Genomic DNA, 23,816 nt, shown 5'->3' on the forward strand with positions numbered 1-23,816 from the left:
ATACGCGAAGGGGGCCGGACGTTCAGTCCACGACGTCGATCGTGACCCGGTTGGTCTCGACGCCCGCCGCGGTCACGACCGAGACCTCCACCAGGCCGGGTTCCACGTCCGCCGGGAGGGGGACGGTCAGGGCGGTGTCGGTGGGGTTGGCGAAGCCGCCCGGCACGGGGACCAGCGGCACATGGGCGTGGACCGGGCCGATGCGGACCACGAGCCGGGTCAGCGGGTCGGGGGCGCCGGCTCCCGGCGGGACGAAGCCGTGGCCGCGGATCTCGATGTCGTCGCCCGTGCGGATCGGGGCGTCGAGGTCGCCGGCCTCACGGGACCGGACCACGGAGTGGATCGTGGGGCGGACGCCCTCGGTGCACTTCGCGGCGAGGTGCCAGGCGGCCGAGACGCCGACGAGGAGGACGAGGGACCAGGGCACCTCGGGGAGCCCTGCGGGGTGGCGGCCGAGTCCGACGGCCGTCAGGACCAGGACGGCACCGGAGACGAGGAGGTACTGGACGTCGGCGAGGCTCGCCCGGCCGTCGTCGTCGCAGAGCAGGTCGGCGGCGCGCGGGCGGTCGGCGCGCACCTTCTGGAGGCGGCGGGCCGCGATGCCCGCCGAGACGACGAGGCGGGCGGTGACGGTGACGGCCGCCGCCAGGGCGAGGACGGTGAGCAGGCCGGCGCCGCGGGCCAGACCCAAGGAAGCCGTGCCGGGCGTGAGGAGGGACAGGCAGGCCAGGAAGAGGAGGGTGTGGCCGAGGAACAGGAGCCAGGCGGCGGCGACGGCACGGGTGGTGGAGAGCCGGTTGTCCTCGCCGATCAGGGGGGCGAGGAGACCGCCGCGGGAGCGGTGGGTGTGGGCGGCGGCACTGAGGAGGAGGGCGAGCAGCAGGGCGGTGCAGAGGCCGGCCGTGCGGGCGGCGGTCCAGCCGGTCCCGATCGCGGTGAGGGCCTGGGCGAGGAGGAGGGCGAGGACGGTGCCCCAGACGGCGCCGAGTGCCCCGCGCCGTACCCGGTCGAGCCAGGCGGTGTCGGCTCCCCGGCCGCGTACGGTCACCGCGCGGGCGGACTGGGCGAGCTCGTCGGAGACCCACTGGCGGGCGGCGACCGGGGAGTGGGCGACGGCCGCGGGGACGCCGTGTCCGGCGGCGAGTTCGTCGCGCCGGGCGAGGAAGGCCGCGACGGCGCGCCGGTGGCCGGCCCGTCCGCAGTGGGCGCAGCCCGCGCAGGCCGTCGCGTGCTCGCCGTACTGTCTCGCCTCTTGAACCGCCACGGTGCTCACTTCCCGAGCTCACTTCCCGACACGTACCGGTGCGGCCCGGAGGGTCAACCAGCCGTCGAGTCAACGGAATTGTGTCGCACCGGCGGCTTCCGCGCTGCCGCGTGCGCCCCGCCGGAGAGTGATTGCCGCGACATCTCATTGACGTACAGAAGGGTGAAGCGATGGTGTTACGACAGGAGTTCGGGCTCCGTGCGGCTGATCCTGCGCCACAGCGGCTGGTAGTTGATCCAGGCGACGAGGTCGCCGCCGAGCTGTTCGCGGGTGGCGACGGCGTCGCGGTGGTCGATCAGGACCGGTTTGCCGGCGGCCCGTGCGGCGAGCTGGATCTGGGCGCAGCGTTCGAGGGCGATGAACCACCAGGCCGCCGCGTCGACGGTGGTGCCGACGGTGAGCACGCCGTGGTTGCGGAGGACGATCGCCTTGAACGCGCCGAGGGCGACGGCGATCCGGCGTGCCTCCTCGGCGTCGACGGTGACACCCGTGTAGGCGTCGTAGAGGGCGTGGTCCTGGTAGAAGGCGCAGGCCTCCTGGGAGATGGGGTCGAGGAGTTCGCCGAGCGCGGCGAGGGCCCGTCCGTGGAGGGAGTGGGTGTGGGCCACGGCGACGGCGTCGGGCCGGGCCCGGTGGACCTGGGCATGGACGGTGAACGCGGCCTGGTTGACGTGCCGGCTGCCGTGGAGGACCTGTCCGTCGCCGTTGACCAGGATGAGGTCGCTCGCGGTCACCTCCTCGAACGGCGCTCCGAAGGGGTTCACCCAGAAGCAGTCGGGGTGTTCGGGGTCACGGGCGGTGATGTGGCCCGAGACGCCCTCCTCGTACCCGAACCGTCCGAAGAGACGCAGAGCGCCCGCGAGCCGCTGCCGGCGGTGGACGCGTTCCTCCTCGGCCGTCGCGTGGACGGGCGGCATGGCGAAGTGGAGCCGTTCGACGGGGACGGGGTCGGGTATCACGCTCATGCGCCGGAAGGTAACGCCCGGCCGGGCAAGTCACCAGAGCCCGGACACGACGAAGCCGCCGCCCCGGAGCACCGGGACGGCGGCCTCATGCGCCTGCGGGAGCGGTCACTCCCACTCGATGGTGCCCGGCGGCTTGCTGGTGACGTCGAGGACGACCCGGTTGACGTCCGCGACCTCGTTGGTGATGCGGGTGGAGATCTTGGCGAGCACGTCGTACGGCAGGCGCGACCAGTCGGCCGTCATGGCGTCCTCGGAGGAGACGGGACGCAGCACGATCGGGTGGCCGTAGGTGCGGCCGTCGCCCTGGACGCCGACGGAGCGGACGTCGGCGAGGAGGACGACGGGGCACTGCCAGATCTCGCGGTCGAGGCCGGCCGCGGTGAGCTCCTCGCGGGCGATGGCGTCGGCCTCGCGCAGCAGGTCCAGGCGCTCCTTGGTGACCTCGCCGACGATGCGGATACCGAGGCCGGGGCCGGGGAACGGCTGGCGCTGGACGATCTCCTCGGGCAGGCCGAGCTCCTGGCCGACCATGCGGACCTCGTCCTTGAAGAGCTGACGGAGCGGCTCGACGAGCTCGAACTCCAGGTCCTCGGGGAGGCCGCCCACGTTGTGGTGGGACTTGATGTTGGCGGTGCCGGTGCCGCCGCCGGACTCGACGATGTCCGGATAGAGGGTGCCCTGGACGAGGAACGCGACGTCCTCGCCGGTGCCCGCCGACTCGGCGACGATCTCGGCCTGGGCCTGCTCGAAGACGCGGATGAACTCGCGACCGATGATCTTGCGCTTGGTCTCGGGGTCGGAGACGCCGGCGAGGGCGGCGAGGAACCGCTCCTGCGCGTCGACGACCTTGAGGTTGACGCCGGTGGAGGCGACGAAGTCCTTCTCGACCTGCTCGGTCTCGCCCTTGCGCATGAGGCCGTGGTCGACGTACACGCAGGTGAGCTGCGAGCCGATGGCCTTCTGCACGAGCGCGGCGGCCACGGCGGAGTCGACGCCGCCGGACAGGCCGCACACGGCGCGCTTGTTGCCGACCTGGGCGCGGATGGCCGCGACCTGCTCCTCGATCACGTTGCCCGTGGTCCAGCTGGGCTCGATGCCGGCGCCGCGGTAGAGGAAGTGCTCCAGGATCTGCTGGCCGTGCGTGGAGTGCAGCACCTCGGGGTGGTACTGGACGCCGTAGAGCTTCTTCTCGTCGTTCTCGAAGGCGGCGACCGGCACGACGTCCGTGGACGCGGTGACGGAGAAGCCCTCGGGGGCGGCGGAGCAGGCGTCGCCGTGCGACATCCACACGGACTGCTCGACCGGGGTGCCCTCGAAGAGGGTGGAGCCGGCCTTGGAGACGTGCAGCGGGGTCCGGCCGTACTCGCGGGCACCCGTGTTGTCGACGGTGCCGCCGAGGGTCGTCGCCATCAGCTGGAAGCCGTAGCACATGCCGAAGACGGGGACACCCGCCTCGAAGATCGCGCGGTCGAGGCGGGGGGCGCCCTCCGCGTACACGGAGGACGGGCCGCCGGAGAGGATGATCGCCTTGGGGTTCTTGGCCAGCATCTCGGCCACCGGCATGGTGGACGGGACGATCTCGCTGTAGACCCGGGCCTCACGGACTCGGCGGGCGATGAGCTGGGCGTACTGGGCGCCGAAGTCGACAACGAGGACTACGTCCGGGTTGGAGACGTCGGGCGCGGCAGCGGGAGACGCTGAGGACACTACGGCGGCCTTCCGGCGGTAGGGAGGGTCCCCCGTGAGGGGGGTTATTTGTCGATTCTACCGGCGCGCCGGTGACGCTTTTCGTCTCACCATCCGAACCCGGTTTGGCTCCGGCTCGGCGCGAGGGGCCATACTGTCGCCATGCTTACGCTCACGACCTTCGTCTTTACCTATGGCAACCGGCCCACCGGCTGCCATGGTCGTGCTGCTTGAGCAACTGACAAGCGACTTCCCAGGCGCCCCGGGCCGACAAGGCCCGGGGCGTTCTGCTTTTTCCGGGCCGGACCGGTCCAGGCGTCCTCCACCTTCGAGGAGCCCCACCATGACCGCCCTGACCTCCACGGCCACCGCCCCCGCCACCGCCCCGACCACGACCGAGAAGACCGGTGCCCGCACCGACGAGGCGGCGGCGCTGATCGGCGACGCCCGTGAGCGCATCGACACGCTGGACGACCGGATCATCGGACTGATCCAGGAACGGATGGCCGTCTCGGCCGTGATCCAGGAGGCCCGCATCTCCTCCGGCGGCCGCCGGGTGAACCTGGCGCGCGAGATGGAGGTGCTCGGCCACTACCGGGACGCGCTGGGCAAGCCGGGCACGACGCTGGCGATGACGATGCTGGAGCTGTGCCGCGGCCGCATCTGAGGGACCCGGGCTGCGGCGGAGTGGGTGCCCGCATCTGAGTTCGGGCCCGCTCTCACCCGTACGGCGCGTGACCGGCTCCGGCGCGGCTTCGTTGGTCCGGATGTCCGTGCCAGCCAGGGGCGGGCCCGTAAGAAACCACGCGTGGCTTCGCTGGGGCGTGTGGCGTACTCCGGTACGTCGTGGGACCTCGCACCAGCGCTTGTGACCGGACAGCAGGGGACAGCAGCCCGGTCACCCAGAAAGGGCGGTCGGCCCCGGGGACGCTCGGGGCCGGCCGCAACGGCCGACTCACGATCACCCGTCCTCCCGTCCTCCCGTACCCCTCCCCCACGCGGCGCGACCCCCCGGCGCCGCCCCGCTCGGCACCGCCGCTGCCCTGACACCGGTGCCGACCCCAAGGGCCCCGTGCCGTCGCGACCGGAATCGCGGGCACGGGGCCCTTGCCCGTGCGAACCACCCCCGAGCGGAACGTGACGCGCGTCACACAAAGATCCTGTGCAACCGCTACAACCAATCCGCTCGGTCGCGGGTCATCTATGCAGCATCACCAAAAAGCTGGTTGGGGCGCTGCACTCGGAGGGGGGTGCAGCGCCCTTTCCTGTCTTTCCGGTCCCGCAGCGGTCCCACGCCGGTCCCCCAGCGGTCCCACGACGACCCCGCCGCCTCACGCGCTCTTCGGCGGGACCGTCGGCAGGCCGAGGAACGGCAGGCGCAGGGCGCCGAACGCCTCGGACGGGACCGCGGGCGACTTCGGTTCGACCGCCGAGAGCCGCACGTACGCCTCGCCCTGCTGCGGGCGGGTGTCCTCCTCGCCCTTGTTCGGCCAGAAGGACATGGCCCGCTCGGCCTGCGCGGTGATCGTCAGGGACGGGTTGACGCCGAGGTTGGCGGAGACGGCCGCCCCGTCGACGACGGAGATCCCCGGGTGGCCGTAGAGCCGGTGGTACGGGTCGATGACGCCGGTCTCGGCGTCGGCGCCGATCGGGCAGCCGCCCAGGAAGTGGGCGGTGAGGGGCGTGCCCATCAGTTCGCCGACGTTGGAGCCGGCGAAGCCGTTGATCTCCTCGGCGAGGAGGGTGGCGGCCCGGGTGGCCTCCGGGATCTGGACCGGGTTGGGCGCCCCGTGCCCCTGGCGGGCCGTGAGCAGGCCCTTTCCGAGGCCGCCGGGCTTGCGGTAGGTCGTCAGGGAGTTGTCGAGGGACTGCATGACGAGGCCGATGATGGTCCGCTCCGACCAGTGCCAGTTGGAGAGGGAGCGGGCGGCGAGCGCGGGGTGCTTGAGCAGGTTGAGGAACCAGTTGCGTACCCGGTGGGCCCCGTAGGGCACCTGGAGGACGGTGAGGCTGCCCATCGAGTTGGAACCCCTGCCGTACCGCACCGGTTCGATGTGGGTGTGGGCGTCGGGGTGGATCGAGGAGGTGATGGCGACGCCGCGGGTGAAGTCGGCCTTCGCCTGGCCGAACTTCCTGCGGTAGCGGCGGTCGGTGGTCTGGGCGCCGACCAGGCCCTCGGAGTTGGTGCGGGTGAGTTCGCCGAGCCGGTGCGAGATCCGGGGCAGCAGCCCGCTGTCCTTCATCCTGTGCAGCAGGGTCTGGGTGCCGTACGTGCCGGCCGCGATCACCACCCGGCGGGCGGTGAACGTCCGGCCCTTCCCCTTCCGCCGCCGGTCGGTGGGCTGGGTCATCACGGCGAAGCCGCCCCGTGAGTCCTCGGTGACGGTGACGACCGTGGTCATGGGGTGGACGGTGGCGCCCGCCTTCTCGGCGAGGTGGAGGTAGTTCTCGTTGAGGGTGTTCTTGGCGCCGTGACGGCAGCCGGTCATGCACTCGCCGCACTCGGTGCAGGCGCGCCGGGCCGGGCCCGCGCCGCCGAAGTAGGGGTCGGGGACCTGCCCGCCGGGCTTCGCCTTCGCCGTACCGTCCGCGTCCTCGCCGTCCCCGAAGAAGACGCCGACCGGGGCCATGTGGAAGGTGTCGCCGATGCCCATGGACTGCGCGGCGGACTTCAGGTGGACGTCCGAGGGGGTCATCGTCGGATTCAGGCGGACGCCGAGCATCCGCTTCGCCTGGTCGTAGTACGGCCGCAGCTCGTCCTGCCAGTCCGTGATGTCCTTCCACTGCGGGTCGTCGAAGAAGGGCTTCAGCGGTTCGTAGAGGGTGTTGGCGTAGTTGAGGGAGCCGCCGCCGACGCCGGCGCCCGCGAGCACCATGACGTTGCCGAGCAGGTGGATGCGCTGGATGCCGTAGAGCCCGAGCGCGGGGGCCCACAGGAAGTTCTTCACGTCCCAGGAGTTCTTCGGGAGGGTCGCGGGGGTGAAGCGGCGCCCGGCCTCCAGGACGCCGACCCGGTAGCCCTTCTCGGTGAGGCGGAGGGCGGTGACCGAACCGCCGAAGCCGGAGCCGACGACGAGGACGTCGTAGTCGTACGCGGCGTCCGCCGGCTGCTCCTGATTTTGGGTAGGGGGTACCGCGGTCATGGCTCTCCTCGGACGGAAAGGGCGGAAACGGGCGGAGTGCGGGAAGGCGCGCGGGAAGGCGCGCGCGTCAGCGCAGGCGCAGCGCCTTCATCGCCTTCAGGGAGACGCTCATGAACGCGGCGTACTTCTCGTCGTCCATCCCGAAGGAGGGCGCGAGCGGGATGAGCCGCTGCTGGGCGACGGTCTGGGCCTCGGTGTACTTGAGGATGCCCTCGGAGCCGTGGCGGCGGCCGAGCCCGGAGTCCTTCATGCCGCCCATCGGGGACTGCACGCTGCCGTAGGCGGGGGCGTACCCCTCGTTGATGTTGACGGTGCCGGTGCGCAGGCGGGCCGCGACGGCGTGGCCGCGGCGGGAGTCCCTGGTCCAGACGGAGGAGTTCAGGCCGTACGGGGTGGCGTTGGCGAGGGCGATGACCTCGTCCTCGTCGCGGAAGCGGTAGATGGAGACGACCGGGCCGAAGGTCTCCTCGGCGCAGACCGCCATCGGCGCCTCGACGCCGTCGAGGATGGTCGGCTCGTAGAAGAGGGGGCCGATGTCGGGGCGGGCGACGCCGCCGGCGACGAGCGTGGCGCCCTTGGCGACGGCCTCCTCGACGTGCTTCGTGACCGTCTCCAGCTGGCGCTCGCCGACCAGGGAGCCCATGTCGGCGCCGTACGCGAGGGAGTTGCCGAGCCGCATCGCCTTCGTGCGGGCGGCGAAACGGGCGAGGAAGTCGTCGGCGACCGACTCGTGCACGTACAGGCGCTCGATGGAGATGCAGAGCTGACCGGCGGAGGAGAAGCAGGCGCGGACGGCTCCGGCGGCGGCCTTCTCGATGTCGGCGTCCGCGAGGACGAGCATCGCGTTCTTGCCGCCGAGTTCGAGGGAGACGCCGACGAGCCGGGCGGCGGCGCCCCGGGCGACCTCGCGGCCGGTGCGCGTGGAGCCGGTGAAGGAGACGTAGTCGGCGTGCTTGACGACCTCGGGGCCGACGACCGGCCCTTCGCCGAGGACGACCTGGAAGACCTCGGCGGGCAGCCCGGCCTCGATCAGCAGGTCACGGGCCCACAGTGCGGTGAGCGCGGTCTCCGTGTCGGGCTTCATGACGACGGCGTTGCCCGAGACGAAGGCGGGGAGCGCGTCGCCGACGGACAGTTCGAGCGGGTAGTTCCAGGGGGCGATCTGCCCGACGACCCCGCGCGGCTGGCGCAGCTCGGTGACCTTGGTGAGGGTCGGGACGACGCCGGTGTGGTGACGGGGGCGCAGGTACGAGGAGGCCTTGCGGCCGTAGTGGCGGGCGGCGACGGCCACCGCCTGCACCTCCTCGTGGGCGTGCAGGCGCGCCTTGCCCGTCTCCAGCTGGATGAGGTCGAGGACCTCGCCCTGGCGCTGGAGGACGAGGTCGTGGAAGCGGAGGAGGACGGCTGCGCGGGCCTTGACCGGCGTGGCGGCCCAGGCCTCCTGGGCGGCGCGGGCGCGTGAGAAGGCCTCGGCGACGTCCTCGGGGGTGGACTCGGGCAGGTCCGTCAGCTTCTCCCCGGTGAACGGGGTGTGGTTGGCGGTGCGGCCGGAGCCGACGACGCCGCGGACGAGCCGCGCGACCACCTCGGGCGTCACGACGTCGGCGGCGGTGCGGACGCCGGCGGGCGCGAGCGCGACCGGGTTGGTGGCACCGGCGGGCACGGCCGGGGCGGCCTTCGCTGCGGGGGCGTCGGGAACCGAGAGGGCGGCGGGGGCCTGCGAGTCCGTCATGAGGGCGAGCGTAAGCCGCGTGCCGCCCTTTGGGTACCCGTCGGTAACGCGTTTTCACCGGGTGCGCACATCGCGCCAGCGATCACTGGCATATAAGGCCTGATCAGGGGCTTACGGTCGACGGGGGCTCCTTGTGGAGATTTTTCGAGCGCGGCAGGACCGCTCCGTCGCCCGCTCCCCTCCCGCGCGGCACCCGGCGCCCTCCCCCTCTGCGGAAGGGGTTCAGTCGCCCGGTGCCCTCCAGTGCTGGAGGACGATGTCGAACTGCTCGCGGGTGGTCTCCCAGCTCGACTCCGGAGAGGACATGTACACGGCGTACTCCGTGCCGTCGTCCTCGTAGTACATGAGGTCGATCGCGTGCCGCGGCCCGGGGAAGTCCTTCCTCTCGGTCCAGGTGAACTCCCACTGGGCGGACTTGACCTGGTCGCGGTAGGTGACCTGACCCAGCTTGATCCGGACGTAGTCCATCCGCCGCTCCAGGACGCGTTCCAGGTCGAGCGCGTGCATGTACGGGTTCTCGAAGTCGGGGCTCTCGTCGATGCTGATCCGGATGCGGTGGTTGCCGTTGTCCGGGGTGTAGTCGATCTGGTCGCCCTCCTTCTGCCGCTTCCAGCCGTCCGGTACGAGGAGGCTGAAGCCGGCCGGGTCGTCCACGCGGTGCCAGCCCGCCGGCACCTCCTCCGCGGCGCCCTTGCCGGAGGGGGCGGGGCCGGTGGTCGCCGTCCGGCCGCCGTCGCCGACGCCGTTCCGGTCGCCACCCGCGTAGTTCATGGCGGCGAAGACCGCGCCGCCCGCGACGAGCCCGGCGAGCACGGCCGCGAGGACGGCGGTGCGCCAGCGGCCCCGGCCGGGCCCCGCCGCGGCGGGGCCGGGCGGCGGCACCACGGTGGGCGGGGAGGCGGGGTGACGCACGGGGGACGCGGGCCCCTGCGGCGGGTGGGGCCACTGGGCGGTACGGGCCGGCACGGACGCGCGGGAGGCGCCCGTCGGCCCCGTGGCGTCCCGCGCGGCCTCCGGGGCGTCCTCCTCGCTCAGCTCCACCAGGCCGTGACCGAAGCCGCGACCGTCGCCCGCCGGGTCCCTCTCCTCCCTGGTCACACGCTGGGTCGGCACGTACGCCTGCGCCGCCTCCGACGTACGCCCCTCCATCGCGTCGAGCAGCATCCGCCCGGCCTCGTCGGCCTGCGGCCGGTGCGCGGGGTCCTTGCGCAGCAGCGCCACGATGACGGCGGCCAGCGGGCCCGCCTTCTCCGGGTACGGCGGCTCCTCGGCCACCACGGCCTGCATGGTGCTGATCGGGGAGGTGCGGCGGAACGGCGAGGTGCCCTCCACCGCCGTGTACAGCGTCGCGCCGAGGGACCAGAGGTCGGAGGCGGGACCGGGGTCGCCGCCCCGTACCCGCTCGGGCGCCAGATAGTCGATGGAGCCGACGAGTTCACCGGTGCGGGTGATCGTCGAGTCCCCTTCGATCGCGGCGATCCCGAAGTCCGTGATCAGGACGCGCCCGTCGCGCGCGAGGAGCACGTTGCCCGGCTTGACGTCCCGGTGCAGCACACCGGCCGCGTGCGCGGCGCGCAGCGCGCCGAGGACGTGCAGCCCGATCCTGGCCGCCTCGCGGGGCTCGATCGTGCCCGCCTCCTTGGCGGCGTCGGCGAGCGAGGGCCCGTCGACGTACTGCATCACGATCCAGGGCCGGTCGTCGTGCTCCAGGACGTCGTGGACGGTCACCACACCCGGGTGCGTGATCCGCGCGGCGGCCCGCGCCTCCTTCTGCGTGCGGGCGTGCAGCACGAGCCGGTCGGCCTCCGCCACGAAGCGGCCCGCCGTCAACTCCTTGACCGCCACCACGCGGTGCAGCACCTCGTCGTGGGCGCGCCAGACCTTGCCCATGCCGCCGCGCCCGATGGACTCGCCCAACCGGTAGCGACCGGCGAGCAACAGCCCCGATCCTGTGCTCTGAGAATGTTCCACTTGCCCCCGCCCGTTCCTTCGGGTGCCAGGTTACGGAGGGGGGCACGGGCTGCGGAACCTCGGGGCGGTCATAGGAACAGCACTGTGACCGGGGGCTGGTGGCGTTCCGGCGCGCGACCGGGCGCTCCGCGGCCGCTCCACGCGGTTCAGCGCCCCGGCCGGAACGCCTTGGTGGCCTCCCCGTAGATCTCCGAGACCTTGTCGCGCTCGCTCTCCGGGCCGATGACGAGGACGACGTAGTACCGGCCGCCGTCGATCCGGGCGAGATTGCGCACGAACACCTCGCGGCCCGTGCCGTCCAGCCAGACGTAGTGGCCCTCGGCCGTCGGCGTCCGGCCGATGTCCACCCGGCGGGCCTTCTCCACCCGCGACCAGCTCGACGCCCGCCACGGCTCCAGCTCGCGTTCCCTGGTGCTCTGGTACTCCAGCGGATCGGAGCCGTTGTCACGGACGCTGTCACGGCCGGGCACCACGATCATCGTGAAGTCGCCGCCGACGTACCGCACTTGCCCGGCGTCGTTGATGGGGCTGCGCCGCCACCCGTTCGGCACCCCGATCCGGAACCCCTCCGGGTCCTGGCGCGACGTGTACCCCGCGGCGAGCGCGGGAGCCGAGGGATCCGCGGCAGGCGGGGTGGTGCGCGGCGCGGCGGACGGCGACGCCGTGGTCGCGGAGGGACGGCTCGTGGGCGTCGGCGCCGTGGTGGCCGGGGTCCCGCCGGCGGTGGGCGTGGCCGGCCCGGCAGGCGTCTCCCCCTCGCCCGGCATGAAGAGGACGGCGTACGCGACGGCGCCGCCGAGCAGGAGGAGGACGAGGAGAAGGAGCGTGCGGCCGAGGGCACTCGGGGAGCCCGGCGGCCGGGACGACGGGCGCGAGGCGCGGGGCGCGCGGGGGGCGCGCTGCGGGATCTCCTCGTGGAACGACTCCTGGTACGGCTCCTGGTACGACTCCTGGTACGACTTGCGGACCGGTTCGCGGACCGGTTCGCGGGTGGGTCCGGGGAACTCGCCACCGGCGCCGGCCCCTACGGGGTCGGGCCCGTGCTCGCGACGGGACGGGCGCGGGTCCTTGCCGCGCTTGTGGCGATGACGGCCGGCCCCCGCTCCCCCGCGCCGGCGGCGCACCAGCTCACCGCGCCTGCGCACGATCGGGAGCCGCGTCTCGTCGAAGGACGGCAGCGGTACGGCTCCGACACCCGCGTCCGGCTCCGGCGCCGAGCGCACCAGGGAACGCAGCCAGCCGCGCAGCTCCTCGAAGTCGGGCCGCTCGGTGGGGTCCTGGCGCAGCAGCGACTCCACGACCGGGCGGAGGGGGCCGCACTCCTCGGCGAAGGCGGGCGGTTCGGCGCAGACCAGCTGGACGAGCTCGGCGGCGCTGTCCTCCGGGTAGGGCGCGTGGCCCTGGACGGCCCGGTAGAGGAGCGCACCGAGCGCCCACAGGTCGGTGGCGGGGCCGATGGGCGGGGCCAGCCGCCAGTTCTCGTGGACGGGGCCGGCCTGCTCGGGCGCCCAGCGCTCGGTGACGGCGCCGACGACCGCGATACGGGTCTGCCGGGCGCGCTCGGCGGCGAGCCGGGTGGTGGGGCCGCGGTCCGCCTGGGCGGGGACGGTGACCGGTGTCTCCTCCCGGGCGCCGGCGGGGACCGGAAGGCGCGCGGGGTCCGGGGTCGCGGCCGTGTACCCGGCGGGCAGGGCCGGACGGCCGGAACCCGGCAGCACGGGGCCACGGCCCGGACCCGAACCACCACCGGCGGGGATCGGCCGTGAGCTGTCCCGTGACGCGTGCGGGCCGTCGCTCCAGCTGCCGGCCAGCATGACGCGCGGCGGCGGGCCTGACGGCGGGCCGCCGCCGTACGGCTCGTCGCCGTCGTCCTCGTCGTCCTCGTCGTCCGCCACCCGGGCCCACCACTGCGGCTCGGGCGCTCCCGCCGCCTGCGCCGTCGGCGTGGGCGGCGGCTCGGGCGGGTCGGCCGGCGGGGTGCGCTGCGCGGGCAGGGCCCCGGTCTCGCCGAGCCGGGCCGCGGCGCGGGCACCGGCACGGTAGGCGGCGATGGCCCCGGCCCGCGCGGCCCGCACGTCGGCGGTGGGCGGCGTGGGGACGGGCCGCGTCTCGGCGGGCCGCGTGTCGTCGCCTACGGGCGGCGCGGAGCGCCCGTAGGGGTCGGCGCCGTACGCCCCGGGGCCGCCCCCGTAGGGAGAGCCGGTGCCGTCCGGCTCGGGGCGGTCGGACGCGGACGGGCCGGAGTCTTCGTGGCCGTCGTGGCCGTCGTGGCCGTCGTGGCCGTCGTGGCCGTCGTGGCCGTGGGGATCATCGGGTTCGACGGCGTACGTGTCGGGGTCGGAGGCGTAGGGCTCGGGGGCGTATGGGTCGGAGGCGTACGGCTCGACGGCGTACGTCTCGGGGCCGTAGGGCTCGGAGCCGTACAGCTCGACGTCCTGGCCGTGGTCGGGCAGCTCTCCCGGCTCCTCCCCCGTCCCCCCGGCCTCGTCCGCCCCGTAGAGGACGTGCTCGGACGTCTCCTCGTAGACCTCCGCCTCGTATGGGCCGGACCCGTACGTCTCGGAGCCGTGCTCGTCCGACGCGTACGTCTCGGAGCCGTACGTCTCGGGGCCGTACGTCTCGGGGCCGTGCTCGTCCGACGCGTACGTCTCGGCGCCGTACGTCTCGGAGCCGTATGTCTCGTGGTCGTACTCGGCCGGCCCGTACTCCCCGTCTTCCGGCCCCCGCTCCGACTCCGGCTCCGTGCCCTGTTCCGGTACCGGCGCGTACCCGCAGAGGGCCTCCTCCGCCGCGCCCACCGCGAGGCCCGTGAGGACGACGCGGCCGTCGTCGCAGACGAGCACGGTCCGGGAGGTGATGTTCCGGTGCACCCAACCGTGGGCGTGGAGCGCGCGCAGGGCGGTGAGGACGTCGGCGCCGATCTCGGCCGCCCGGTACGGGTTCAGGGGCCGCTCGGCGAGGAACGCGGACAGCGGCCTGGCCGCCACGCGCTCGCTCACTATCCACAACGACCCGGCTTCCGCGAAGACGTCGAAGACCTGGTCGAGGAGGGGATGGTCGGGGATCTGCGCCGCGGCCTGCGCCGCCTCGATCGCCCGGCGGACGACGGGCTCGGCCGGGCGGCGCGTCGCCCGCCCCGCACCGCCGTAGGAACCGTCCCGGCCGCCGTCCTCGTCGACCACCTCGGCGTCGACGAACTCCGGCAGCGGCACCTGGCGGACCAGGACCTCCTGCCCGCTGTACGTGTCGAAGGCGCGCGTCTCGGCCGGGTCGTACGCGTCCGCGTCCGCCGGCGGCAGCGGCAGGCGGTAGCGGTCCGCGAGCACCCTTCCCGCGTAGTCGTCCACGACGCCTCCCCACGCGCGCACGCTGTCCCCCGTGGGCCCGCTGATCCCTCAGAATCGGGCGGGATCACGCGAGTCCGACAATTCCGGTCCGGCACCGTGCAGTTAACGGCTCTTTTCGGCTGCGAACGGCCCTCGAACTCTCACGATACGTGCGTCGGTCAGTCCTTGGGGCTGAACGTCGCGAACGCCGTCTCCCGCAGCGTCCGGCACTCCGCGGCGTTCCACTCCTCCGCCTTGCAGCTGATCATGATGGAGTAGCCGTGCTTGGCGTCCACCTTGAAGCCGCGGTTGAGCACATGGACGCGCATGCCCTGCTGGACGCGCTCGAACTCCCAGTCGGCGACGGTGGGGTAGCCCTTGTAGGAGACCGTCCTGATGCCGACGTGCTTGTAGCCCTTGCTGGTGGCGGCGACTCCTATTTTGGCCAGCTCCCAGGCGGTCGCGGCGTCGTCCTTCGGGCTGGCGTTGAAGTCGACCTGGACCCGCGGGAAGCCTCCGCTCTCGCTGAAGATCCCGCCACCGCTGTAACCCGGTATCGGGCGGACCTCGAAGGTCGACGGCATCGCCATGGAGAAGTGAAACCGCGTGTTGGTGACGAGGCTGTAGCCCGCGGGCAGCTGCGCACCCGCGTCGCCGCCGGGCTTGCCGGACGGCGTGACGCCGTTGCCGTTCGACCCGCCGGTGGACGTGGAACCGCCGTCGGCACCCGTGGATCCCGTGGTGCCGGTGTCACCGGGCTGCGCGCCGCCCTGCTGGCCGGGGCCGCCGGGCGTCTGGCCCTTGCCGCCGTCGGAACCGCCGGAACCGTCCGCGCCGCCGGAACCGTCTCCGCCGGCCGTGGCACCGGCCGAGGCCGTGGTGCCGCCGGTCTCCTTGCCCTGGTTGTTCTCGTCCCCGCCACCGCTGAGGGAGACCGCGAAGATCGTCCCGAGCAGGGCGAGCACCACGACGGCGGCGATGATCACCAGCGTGCGGCGGGGGACCACGTCGGTGAGCGGCGCGCGGGCGGTGGCCGGCCGGCCGCCGTCCCGTCGCGCGGCGGCGCCCGTACTCGTGGGCCCGCCGACGGTGCTCGCGTGCGACTGCGCACCCGTCTTCGGATCGGCCTTCACGGTGGCCGCCGCGTTGCGCACCGACTTCAGGGCGCCCCGCATCCGATCGGCGGCCGCGTCGGGCGCGTCGCCCTGGGCCGCGGCCGGGACCGCCGGCGTCCGCTCGGGGCGCGGCGGCAGCGGGACGACCATGGTGGCCTCGGGGGAGACGGCCGGCGCCGTCTCGGGCGCGTCGAGCACGGCCCGCAGCAGGACGCGCGCGCCGGCGTCGTCGAGCCGCTGGGCCGGGTCCTTGGCGAGGAGGCCGTAGATGACCTTCTCCAGCTCGGGCCCGGCGTTCTTCGGCGGGTCGACCGACTCGGTCATCACCGCCGTGAGGGTGGCGATGGCGGAGCCCTTGTCGTACGGGGGGCTGCCCTCGACCGCCGCGTACAGCAGCCCGCCGAGCGACCACATGTCGGCGGCGGGGCCGGGCTTGTGGCCGCGGGCGCGCTCCGGCGAGATGTACGAGGGGGCGCCGACGAGCATGCCGGTGGAGGTGATCGAGGGGTCGCCCTCCACCTGGGCGATGCCGAAGTCGGTGAGGACGACCCGGCCGTCCTCGGCGATCAGCACGTTGGACGGCTTCACGTCGCGGTGCAGGATGCCCTCGCGGTGTGCCGACCGCAGGACGTCGAGGATGGCGAGGCCGACCTCGGCGGCGCGCCGGGGGGTGAGCGTGCCGTCCTCGCGCACGGCGTCGGCGAGGGACTTGCCCTCGATGAGCTCCATGACGATCCACGGGCGGTCGTCCTCGTCGACGACGTCGTACACGGTCACGGCGCCGTTGTTGCGGATCCGGGCGATGGCCTTCGCCTCGCGCAGGGTCCGGGTGATGAGGCGTCGCTTCTCGTCCTCGTCGATGCTGGTGGGGAAGCGGAGCTCCTTGACGGCGACGGTACGGCCGAGGGTCTCGTCGACCGCGCGCCACACGGTGCCCATGCCGCCACGGCCGAGGACCACGCCGAGCCGGTAACGGCCCGCGAGCAGGCGGCCCTCTCCGGACGGGGCCTTGCGCAGCCGGTCGCCGCCGGCGCCGCGCGCGGTGCCCGCCGGCCGGCGGCCGCTCTCGCCGTCACCGTCGCCCGCGCCGAACCCGGCCCGTCCGGTCGACGGCTCGGTCCCGCGCAGCCGACCGGCCGCACCGGCCTCCTGGCCCCGGCTCCCGCCCGGACCCGCCGCCCCGTCGGACGGCACGCCCTCGGAGCCCTTGACGCCCTGAACGTCCCGGGGATCCCCGGAGGCCGGGGCATCCTGAACGTCCTTCACATCCCGAACGCCCGAACCCGCGGCCTCGGCGGCGTCCGCCGGGTCCCGCACGTCCTGCGCGTCGCCCGTGCCCGCCGGGGTGACGGGCGTGCCCGCACCCCCCTTGACCTGCGCGTCCTCCGTGTCCCGCGCCGGTTCACGCGCGGCCGGGATCGCTCCTCGTTCGCCGTCGGTCGCGGCCCCCGCGGCGGCGTCCCGCCCGGGGTCCTTCGCCGTGTCCCGCGACTGCTCCGCCTCCGACATGCGTCCCCTCTGCGATCCCTGATCTTCGCCGCGTCTGCCGCTTCCCGCGCGATGCGGTAACCCGCCCTGGAAGAGAGGCCATTGTCCCTCACCTCGGGACGGGTGGCGTCCCCGGGTCCGTACTCCGGGATGACGACGTCCCCGCACACCCCCCAGGTTCCCACCGGACAGGGGTGCCTCGACGTCCTGTCAGATCGGCACGATGTCCGGCGCGCCGAGCCGGGCGGCGTCCGCCGTCTGGTCGTCGGGCTGCCGCTGCGACTCCCGCTCCGCCTCGACCCGCTTCTCGTAGTGCTCGACCTCCTTCTCGATCTGGTGCTCCTCCCAGCCGAGGACCGGCGCCATGAGCTCCGCGCACTCGCGCGCGCTGAGCGTGCCCCGGTCGAAGGTCTCGATGGAGATCCTGGTCCGCCGGGTCAGGACGTCGTCGAGGTGGCGCGCGCCCTCGTGCGAGGCGGCGTAGACGATCTCGGCGCGCAGGTAGTCGTCGGCGGCGGCGAGCGGCCGGCCGAGTGCCGGGTCCCGGGCGATGAGGTCGAGGATCTCCTCCGTCAGGGAGCCGTAGCGGTTGAGGAGATGCTCGACCCTGACGACGTGGAGCCCGGTCCGCGCGGCGATCCTGGCCCGCGCGTTCCACAGGGCCCGGTACCCCTCGGCGCCGATGAGGGGGGTGTCCTCGGTGACGCAGGGGGCGACGCGCTGGTCGAGGGCGTGCACCGCCTCGTCGACGGCGTCCTTGGCCATGACGCGGTACGTCGTGTACTTGCCGCCGGCCACCACGACGAGGCCGGGGACCGGGTGGGCGACGGTGTGCTCGCGCGAGAGCTTGCTCGTGGCGTCCGACTCGCCGGCGAGCAGGGGCCGCAGGCCGGCGTAGACGCCCTCGACGTCGTCGCGGGTCAGCGGGGTGCCGAGCACCGTGTTCACATGCTCCAGGAGGTAGTCGATGTCGGCGCTGGACGCGGCCGGGTGGGCCTTGTCGAGGTCCCACTCGGTGTCGGTGGTGCCGACGATCCAGTGCCGCCCCCACGGGATCACGAAGAGCACGGACTTCTCGGTGCGCAGGATCAGTCCGGTGGTGGAGTGGATGCGGTCCTTGGGGACGACGAGGTGGATGCCCTTGGAGGCGCGGACGTGGAACTGGCCGCGCTCCCCGATGAGGGCCTGGGTGTCGTCGGTCCACACACCCGTGGCGTTGACGATCTGCCGGGCGCGGATCTCGTACGCGACGCCGGCCTCGACGTCCTGGACGCGGGCGCCGACGACCCGCTCCCCCTCGCGCAGGAAGCCGACGACGCGGGCCCTGCTCGCGGCCATGGCGCCGTAGGAGGCGGCGGTGCGGACCAGGGTGGTGACGAAGCGGGCGTCGTCCATCTGGGCGTCGTAGTACTGGAGGGCGCCGACCAGCGCGTCCTTCCTGAGGCAGGGGGCGACCCGCAGGGCGCGGCGCCGGGAGAGGTGCCGGTGGACGGGGAGGCCGCGGCCGTGGCCCGAGGAGAAGGACATGGCGTCGTACAGGGCGACGCCGGAGCCCGCGTAGAACCGCTCCCAGCCCTTGTGCTGGAGCGGGTAGAGGAACGGGACCGGCTTCACCAGGTGGGGTGCGAGCCGCTCCAGGAGCAGGCCGCGCTCCTTGAGTGCCTCTCTGACCAGGGCGAAGTCCAGCATCTCCAGGTAGCGCAGGCCGCCGTGGATGAGCTTGCTCGACCGGCTGGAGGTGCCGGAGGCCCAGTCGCGCGCCTCCACGATGCCGGTGGAGAGGCCTCTCGTGACGGCGTCGAGTGCCGTCCCGGCGCCGACCACTCCGGCGCCGACGACCAGCACGTCCAGCTCGCGCTCCGCCATGGCCGCGAGCGCTTCGGTGCGCTCGGCGGGTCCCAGTGTCGCTGTCCTCACGGCTGCTGCCTCCCGTCGTCCCCCGTCTGTCCCGCACACGCCGTACGCACGAGAGCCGTGCGCACACGTGCCGCGAACCGGGCCCGTGTGGTCCGGCTCACAGCTCGATTCTGTCCCGCCCCCGCGACTTCAGCCACCGCCTCCCCACCGACCTGTGGATAACACTCGGCGACCTGCGACCCCGCAATGCCACATATCGGTCATATTTACGCCTAGTCTGACATTGCGCTCGACCCGTTCTGTCCACCGGGCTTGCGCCTCGCGTCCCCTCCGGCTACTGGGAAGGACGGCCCACCCCCCATGCCCGCTGATCTCGCCGTCATCGGCCTCGGCCACCACGGACTCCCCCTCGCCCAGGCCGCCGCCGTCGCTGGCATCGACACCATCGGCTACGACACCGACCCCCGCTCCGCCGCCGAACTCGCCGCCGGCCGCTCCCCCGTCGACGGCTCGCTCACCGTCCCCGAGATCCGCCGGCTGCTCTCGGGCGGCTTCCGGCCGACCGCCGACCCCGCCGAACTCGGCCGGGTCCGCACCGCCGTCCTCTGCCCGCCTACCCCCCTCGGCCCCGACCGCTCGCTCGACCTCACCGCCGTCACCGACTCCGCGCGCGTGCTCGCCGCGCGGCTGCGCCCCCACACCACCGTCCTCCTCGAATCGCCGGTCCCGCCGGGCACCACCGAGGGCCTGCTCCGCGACCTCCTCGAAACGGGCTCGGGCCTCCGCGCCGGCCGCGACTTCCACCTCGCGTACTCCCCCGGCCGCCTCGACCCCGGCAGCCGTACCCACGGCTTCGCCGGCACGCCCAAGGTCATCGGCGGCCTCACCCCGGCCTGCACGGAATCCGCCGCCGCGTTCTACGGCCGACTCACGGACAAGGTGGTACGCGCGCGTGGCCCCCGCGAGGCGGAGACGGTCAAGCTCCTGGAGACCAACTTCCGGCACGTCAACATCGCCCTGGTCAACGAGATGGCGGTCCTCTGCCACGAGCTCGGCGTCGACCTGTGGGACGTCATCCGCTGCGCCGAGACCAAGCCCTTCGGCTTCCAGGCCTTCCGCCCCGGCCCGGGCGTCGGCGGCCACGGCGCCCCCGTCGACACCGTCGGCGCCCACCGGCCGCTCCGCCTCGTCGAACTCGCGGGCCAGGTCAACGAGCGCATGCCGCGGTACGTCGTCCAGCGCGCCGCGACGCTCCTCAACGAGCACGGCAAGTCGGCCCGCGGCGCCCGGATCCTCCTCCTGGGCATCACCTACAAGCCGGACCTGCCCGACCGCCAGGGCTCACCCGCCGACGAGATCGCCCGCCGCCTCATGGACCTGGGCGCCGCCGTCAGCTACCACGACCCGCACGTCCCCGACTGGCGCGTCCGCGACCTCCCCGTCCCCCGCGCCGACTCCCTCTACGAGGCCGCCGCCCACGCCGACCTGACGGTCCTGCTCCAGCACCACCGCACCTACGACCTCCAGGGCCTCTCGGTCAAGGCCCAGCTCCTCCTCGACACCCGCGGGGCCACCCCGGCGGGCGCGGCCCATCGCCTCTGACCAGGCCCGCCGAGCACGCGAAGGGGCCCCGCACCACGATCGGTGCGGGGCCCCTCGGCGAACGGAGCGGGTGTCAGCGCTTGTGCTGGGCGTCCGCGACCGTGACCTCGACGCGCTGAAACTCCTTGAGCTCGCTGTAGCCCGTCGTGGCCATCGCGCGGCGCAGGGCGCCGAAGAAGTTCATCGAGCCGTCCGGGGTGTGCGAAGGACCGGCGAGGATCTCCTCGGTGGTGCCGACGATGCCCAGGTCGACCAGCTTGCCGCGCGGCACGTCCTCGTGGACGGCCTCCATGCCCCAGTGGTGGCCCTTGCCGGGCGCGTCCGTGGCACGGGCCAGCGGGGAGCCGATCATGACCGAGTCGGCGCCGCAGGCGATCGCCTTCGGCAGGTCGCCGGACCAGCCGACCCCGCCGTCGGCGATGACGTGCACGTACCGGCCGCCGGACTCGTCCATGTAGTCGCGGCGGGCCGCAGCCACGTCGGCGACCGCGGTCGCCATCGGGACCTGGATGCCCAGCACGTTGCGCGTGGTGTGCGCCGCGCCGCCGCCGAAGCCGACGAGGACACCCGCGGCGCCGGTGCGCATCAGGTGCAGGGCCGCGGTGTACGTGGCGCAGCCGCCGACGATGACCGGGACGTCGAGCTCGTAGATGAACTGCTTCAGGTTCAGCGGCTCGGACGCGCCCGAGACGTGCTCGGCGGAGACCGTCGTGCCGCGGATGACGAAGATGTCCACGCCGGCGTCGACGACGGCCTTCGAGAACTGCGCGGTGCGCTGCGGCGAGAGCGCGGCGGCGGTGACGACACCGGAGTCACGCACCTCCTTGATGCGCTGCCCGATCAGCTCTTCCTTGATCGGGGCCGCGTAGATCTCCTGCAGACGGCGGGTCGCGGTCGCCTCGTCCATCTCGGCGATCTCGTCGAGCAGCGGCTGCGGGTCCTCGTACCGGGTCCAGAGGCCCTCCAGGTTGAGGACGCCGAGGCCGCCCAGCTCGCCGATGCGGATGGCGGTCTGCGGCGATACGACCGAGTCCATCGGCGCGGCCAGGAACGGCAGCTCGAACCGGTAGGCGTCGATCTGCCAGGCGATCGAGACCTCCTTCGGGTCCCGGGTGCGCCGGCTCGGGACGACGGCGATGTCGTCGAACGCGTACGCCCTGCGGCCGCGCTTGCCGCGCCCGATCTCGATCTCAGTCACGATGTGTGGCCTTTCCCTCTACGTCTGCGCCTACCAGTATCCCCGACACACGCGCGGGGGGCGGCTCCGGCCACATGCCGGAACCGCCCCCACGCGTCGCGCTGTGTTACTTCCTGCTGTAGTTCGGTGCCTCGACCGTCATCTGGATGTCGTGCGGGTGGCTCTCCTTGAGCCCCGCGGACGTGATCCGGACGAAGCGGCCCTTGGACTCCATCTCCTCGATGGTGGCGGCGCCCACGTACCCCATGGTCTGGCGCAGACCGCCGACGAGCTGGTGCAGGACGTTGGCGAGCGGGCCGCGGTAGGGCACCTGGCCCTCGATGCCCTCGGGCACGAGCTTGTCGTCCGAGGCCACCTCGGCCTGGAAGTAGCGGTCCTTGGAGTACGACCGGCCCTGGCCACGGGACTGCATCGCGCCGAGCGAGCCCATGCCGCGGTACGACTTGAACTGCTTGCCGTTGATGAACTGCAGCTCGCCCGGGGACTCCTCGCACCCGGCGAGCAGGCTGCCCAGCATCACCGTGTCGGCGCCGGCGGCGAGCGCCTTGCCGATGTCGCCGGAGTACTGCAGACCGCCGTCGCCGATGACCGGGACGCCGGCGGCGCGGGCGGCGAGCGCCGCCTCGTAGATGGCGGTGACCTGCGGGACGCCGATGCCGGCGACCACGCGGGTGGTGCAGATGGAGCCGGGGCCGACACCGACCTTGACGCCGTCGACACCGGCGTCGATCAGGGCCTGCGCGCCGTCACGCGTCGCGACGTTGCCGCCGATGACGTCGACGCCGACGCTGGACTTGATCTTCGCCATCCAGTTCAGGGCGTTGCTGTTGTGACCGTGGGACGTGTCGACGATCAGGAAGTCCACGCCCGCCTCGGCCAGGCCCTGGGCGCGCTCCAGCGCCTCGGGGCTGGCGCCGACGGCCGCGCCGACGAGCAGGCGGCCTTCCTTGTCCTTGGCGGCGTGCGGGTACTTCTCGGCCTTGACGAAGTCCTTGACCGTGATGAGGCCCTTGAGGATGCCGCCGTCGTCGACCAGCGGCAGCTTCTCGATCTTGTGGCGGCGGAGCAGCTCCATGGCGTCCACGCCGGAGATGCCGACCTTGCCGGTGACCAGCGGCATCGGGGTCATAACCTCGCGCACCTGGCGGCTGCGGTCCGACTCGAAGGCCATGTCGCGGTTGGTGACGATGCCGAGGAGCCTGCCGCCCTGGTCGGTGACCGGGACGCCGCTGATGCGGAACTTGGCGCACAGCGCGTCGGCCTCCGCCAGCGTCGCGTCCGGGTGCACGGTGATCGGGTCGGTCACCATGCCGGACTCGGAGCGCTTCACGAGGTCGACCTGGTTGACCTGGTCCTCGATCGACAGGTTGCGGTGCAGCACACCCACGCCGCCCTGCCGCGCCATGGCGATGGCCATGCGGGACTCGGTGACCTTGTCCATCGCCGCCGAGAGCAGCGGGATGTTCACCCGGACGTTGCGGGAGATGCGGGACGAGGTGTCGACCGCGTTCGGGAGGACCTCGGACGCGCCCGGCAGCAGCAGCACGTCGTCGTAGGTCAGCCCGAGTGTCGCGAATTTCTCGGGCACTCCGTCGACGTTGGCAGTCATGACACCTTCCCAAATGGCCTTGATCGGTGCGGGATGTCCATGCTAACGGGCCAAAGCGGTGTCTCATTCCACGATCAAGATCAGCGGGAAGCTTTGGACGTTCACACGTGTACGAAAGGGACGACGGGGCCTGCCGAGGCTTACTGCTCGGCCAGCGCCCTGAGGCGGCTGAGCGCGCGGTGCTGCGCGACCCGGACGGCCCCCGGGGACATGCCGAGCATCTGCCCGGTCTCCTCGGCGGTCAGTCCGACCGCGACGCGGAGGACGAGCAGTTCGCGCTGGTTCTCCGGAAGGTTGGCGAGCAGCTTCTTGGCCCACTCGGCGTCGTCGCTGAGGAGCGCCCGCTCCTCGGGGCCGAGGGAGTCGTCGGGCCGCTCGGGCATCTCGTCGGAGGGCACGGCCGTGGACCCGGGGTGCCGCATGGCGGCCCGCTGGAGGTCGGCGACCTTGTGTCCCGCGATGGCGAAGACGAAGGCCTCGAAGGGCCTGCCCGTGTCCTTGTAGCGCGGCAGCGCCATCAGGACGGCGACGCAGACCTCCTGGGCCAGGTCCTCGACGAAGTGCCGGGCGTCGCCCGGCAGCCGGTTGAGGCGGGTGCGGCAGTACCGCAGGGCGAGCGGGTGAACCCGCGCGAGCAGGTCGTGCGTGGCCTGCGCGTCGCCGTCGACCGCGCGGTGGACGAGCGCGCCGATCTCCCCGTGCCCGGAGGGCATGGGGGACACCGCGGTCTCGTCGTCGCGCATCGCTCCATGGTGCCCCGACGCTTCTGCGTTCGCGGCACCGCGTCCGTAGTTGTGCACCGAAGCGTTATGAGCAGGTGCGCCGGAACTCATCTCCCGCGCCCTCCCCTCCCGCTCGAT

General features: G+C 73.1%; 14 protein-coding genes. 2 read left to right on the forward strand and 12 right to left on the reverse strand.

Going from position 1 to position 23,816, the window contains the following annotated elements; translation table 11 throughout:
- Nucleotides 1–22: 22 nt before the first annotated feature.
- The 3 genes from AMK29_RS08405 to guaA all read right to left on the reverse strand — a co-directional run bounded on the left by AMK29_RS08405 (nucleotide 23) and on the right by guaA (nucleotide 3,936).
- Nucleotides 23–1,264: a hypothetical protein gene (locus AMK29_RS08405; protein ID WP_073810721.1), complete on the reverse strand. Its 1,242-nt coding sequence runs from the start codon at nucleotides 1,262–1,264 to the stop codon at nucleotides 23–25.
- A 176-nt stretch (nucleotides 1,265–1,440) separates the two neighbouring features.
- On the reverse strand, nucleotides 1,441–2,229 hold the full coding sequence (locus tag AMK29_RS08410) for a class II aldolase/adducin family protein (protein ID WP_073810016.1): 789 nt from the start codon (nucleotides 2,227–2,229) through the stop codon (nucleotides 1,441–1,443).
- A 105-nt stretch (nucleotides 2,230–2,334) separates the two neighbouring features.
- Entirely contained in the window at nucleotides 2,335–3,936 is a 1,602-nt protein-coding gene (gene guaA, locus AMK29_RS08415) for a glutamine-hydrolyzing GMP synthase (RefSeq protein WP_073810020.1), read from the reverse strand.
- A gap of 322 nt (nucleotides 3,937–4,258) precedes the next feature.
- On the opposite strand from guaA, the gene AMK29_RS08420 reads away from it, so the two are divergent.
- Nucleotides 4,259–4,582, forward strand: a complete 324-nt coding sequence (locus AMK29_RS08420; protein WP_073810025.1) for a chorismate mutase — start codon at nucleotides 4,259–4,261, stop codon at nucleotides 4,580–4,582.
- 664 nt (nucleotides 4,583–5,246) lie between these two features.
- Here the strand turns inward: AMK29_RS08420 and AMK29_RS08425 are convergent.
- The 6 genes from AMK29_RS08425 to AMK29_RS08450 all read right to left on the reverse strand — a co-directional run bounded on the left by AMK29_RS08425 (nucleotide 5,247) and on the right by AMK29_RS08450 (nucleotide 18,607).
- Nucleotides 5,247–7,058, reverse strand: coding sequence for a GMC oxidoreductase (locus AMK29_RS08425; protein WP_073810032.1), 1,812 nt, complete (start codon nucleotides 7,056–7,058; stop codon nucleotides 5,247–5,249).
- Between the two features lie 67 nt (nucleotides 7,059–7,125).
- Nucleotides 7,126–8,790 (reverse strand): succinic semialdehyde dehydrogenase, encoded by a 1,665-nt coding sequence (locus tag AMK29_RS08430; protein WP_073810036.1) that lies wholly within the window; start codon nucleotides 8,788–8,790, stop codon nucleotides 7,126–7,128.
- Nucleotides 8,791–9,012: 222 nt separating this feature from the next.
- Nucleotides 9,013–10,761 (reverse strand): serine/threonine-protein kinase, encoded by a 1,749-nt coding sequence (locus AMK29_RS08435; RefSeq protein ID WP_073810039.1) that lies wholly within the window; start codon nucleotides 10,759–10,761, stop codon nucleotides 9,013–9,015.
- Between the two features lie 146 nt (nucleotides 10,762–10,907).
- Complete coding sequence (locus AMK29_RS08440; protein WP_079196804.1) at nucleotides 10,908–14,108, reverse strand: protein kinase; 3,201 nt, start codon at nucleotides 14,106–14,108, stop codon at nucleotides 10,908–10,910.
- 158 nt (nucleotides 14,109–14,266) lie between these two features.
- Entirely contained in the window at nucleotides 14,267–16,711 is a 2,445-nt protein-coding gene (locus AMK29_RS08445) for a serine/threonine-protein kinase (RefSeq protein WP_079196805.1), read from the reverse strand.
- Between the two features lie 189 nt (nucleotides 16,712–16,900).
- Nucleotides 16,901–18,607 carry a glycerol-3-phosphate dehydrogenase/oxidase gene (locus AMK29_RS08450; RefSeq protein ID WP_073810042.1) on the reverse strand — a complete coding sequence of 569 codons (1,707 nt, stop codon included), beginning with the start codon at nucleotides 18,605–18,607 and terminating at the stop codon, nucleotides 16,901–16,903.
- A 300-nt stretch (nucleotides 18,608–18,907) separates the two neighbouring features.
- Here AMK29_RS08450 and AMK29_RS08455 point away from each other — a divergent pair, with 300 nt between their 5' ends.
- Nucleotides 18,908–20,149 (forward strand): nucleotide sugar dehydrogenase, encoded by a 1,242-nt coding sequence (locus AMK29_RS08455; RefSeq protein ID WP_073810047.1) that lies wholly within the window; start codon nucleotides 18,908–18,910, stop codon nucleotides 20,147–20,149.
- Nucleotides 20,150–20,222: 73 nt separating this feature from the next.
- Here AMK29_RS08455 and AMK29_RS08460 read toward each other — a convergent pair whose 3' ends face one another.
- The 3 genes from AMK29_RS08460 to AMK29_RS08470 form a co-directional block, all read right to left on the reverse strand.
- Nucleotides 20,223–21,347, reverse strand: a complete 1,125-nt coding sequence (locus tag AMK29_RS08460; RefSeq protein ID WP_073810049.1) for a GuaB3 family IMP dehydrogenase-related protein — start codon at nucleotides 21,345–21,347, stop codon at nucleotides 20,223–20,225.
- A 106-nt stretch (nucleotides 21,348–21,453) separates the two neighbouring features.
- Nucleotides 21,454–22,956 (reverse strand): IMP dehydrogenase, encoded by a 1,503-nt coding sequence (gene guaB, locus AMK29_RS08465; RefSeq protein WP_073810051.1) that lies wholly within the window; start codon nucleotides 22,954–22,956, stop codon nucleotides 21,454–21,456.
- A gap of 140 nt (nucleotides 22,957–23,096) precedes the next feature.
- Nucleotides 23,097–23,699, reverse strand: coding sequence for a sigma-70 family RNA polymerase sigma factor (locus tag AMK29_RS08470; protein WP_073810054.1), 603 nt, complete (start codon nucleotides 23,697–23,699; stop codon nucleotides 23,097–23,099).
- Nucleotides 23,700–23,816: the final 117 nt, after the last annotated feature.

The organism is Streptomyces sp. CB02261 (assembly GCF_001905665.1).
Taxonomy (GTDB): Bacteria; Actinomycetota; Actinomycetes; order Streptomycetales; family Streptomycetaceae; genus Streptomyces.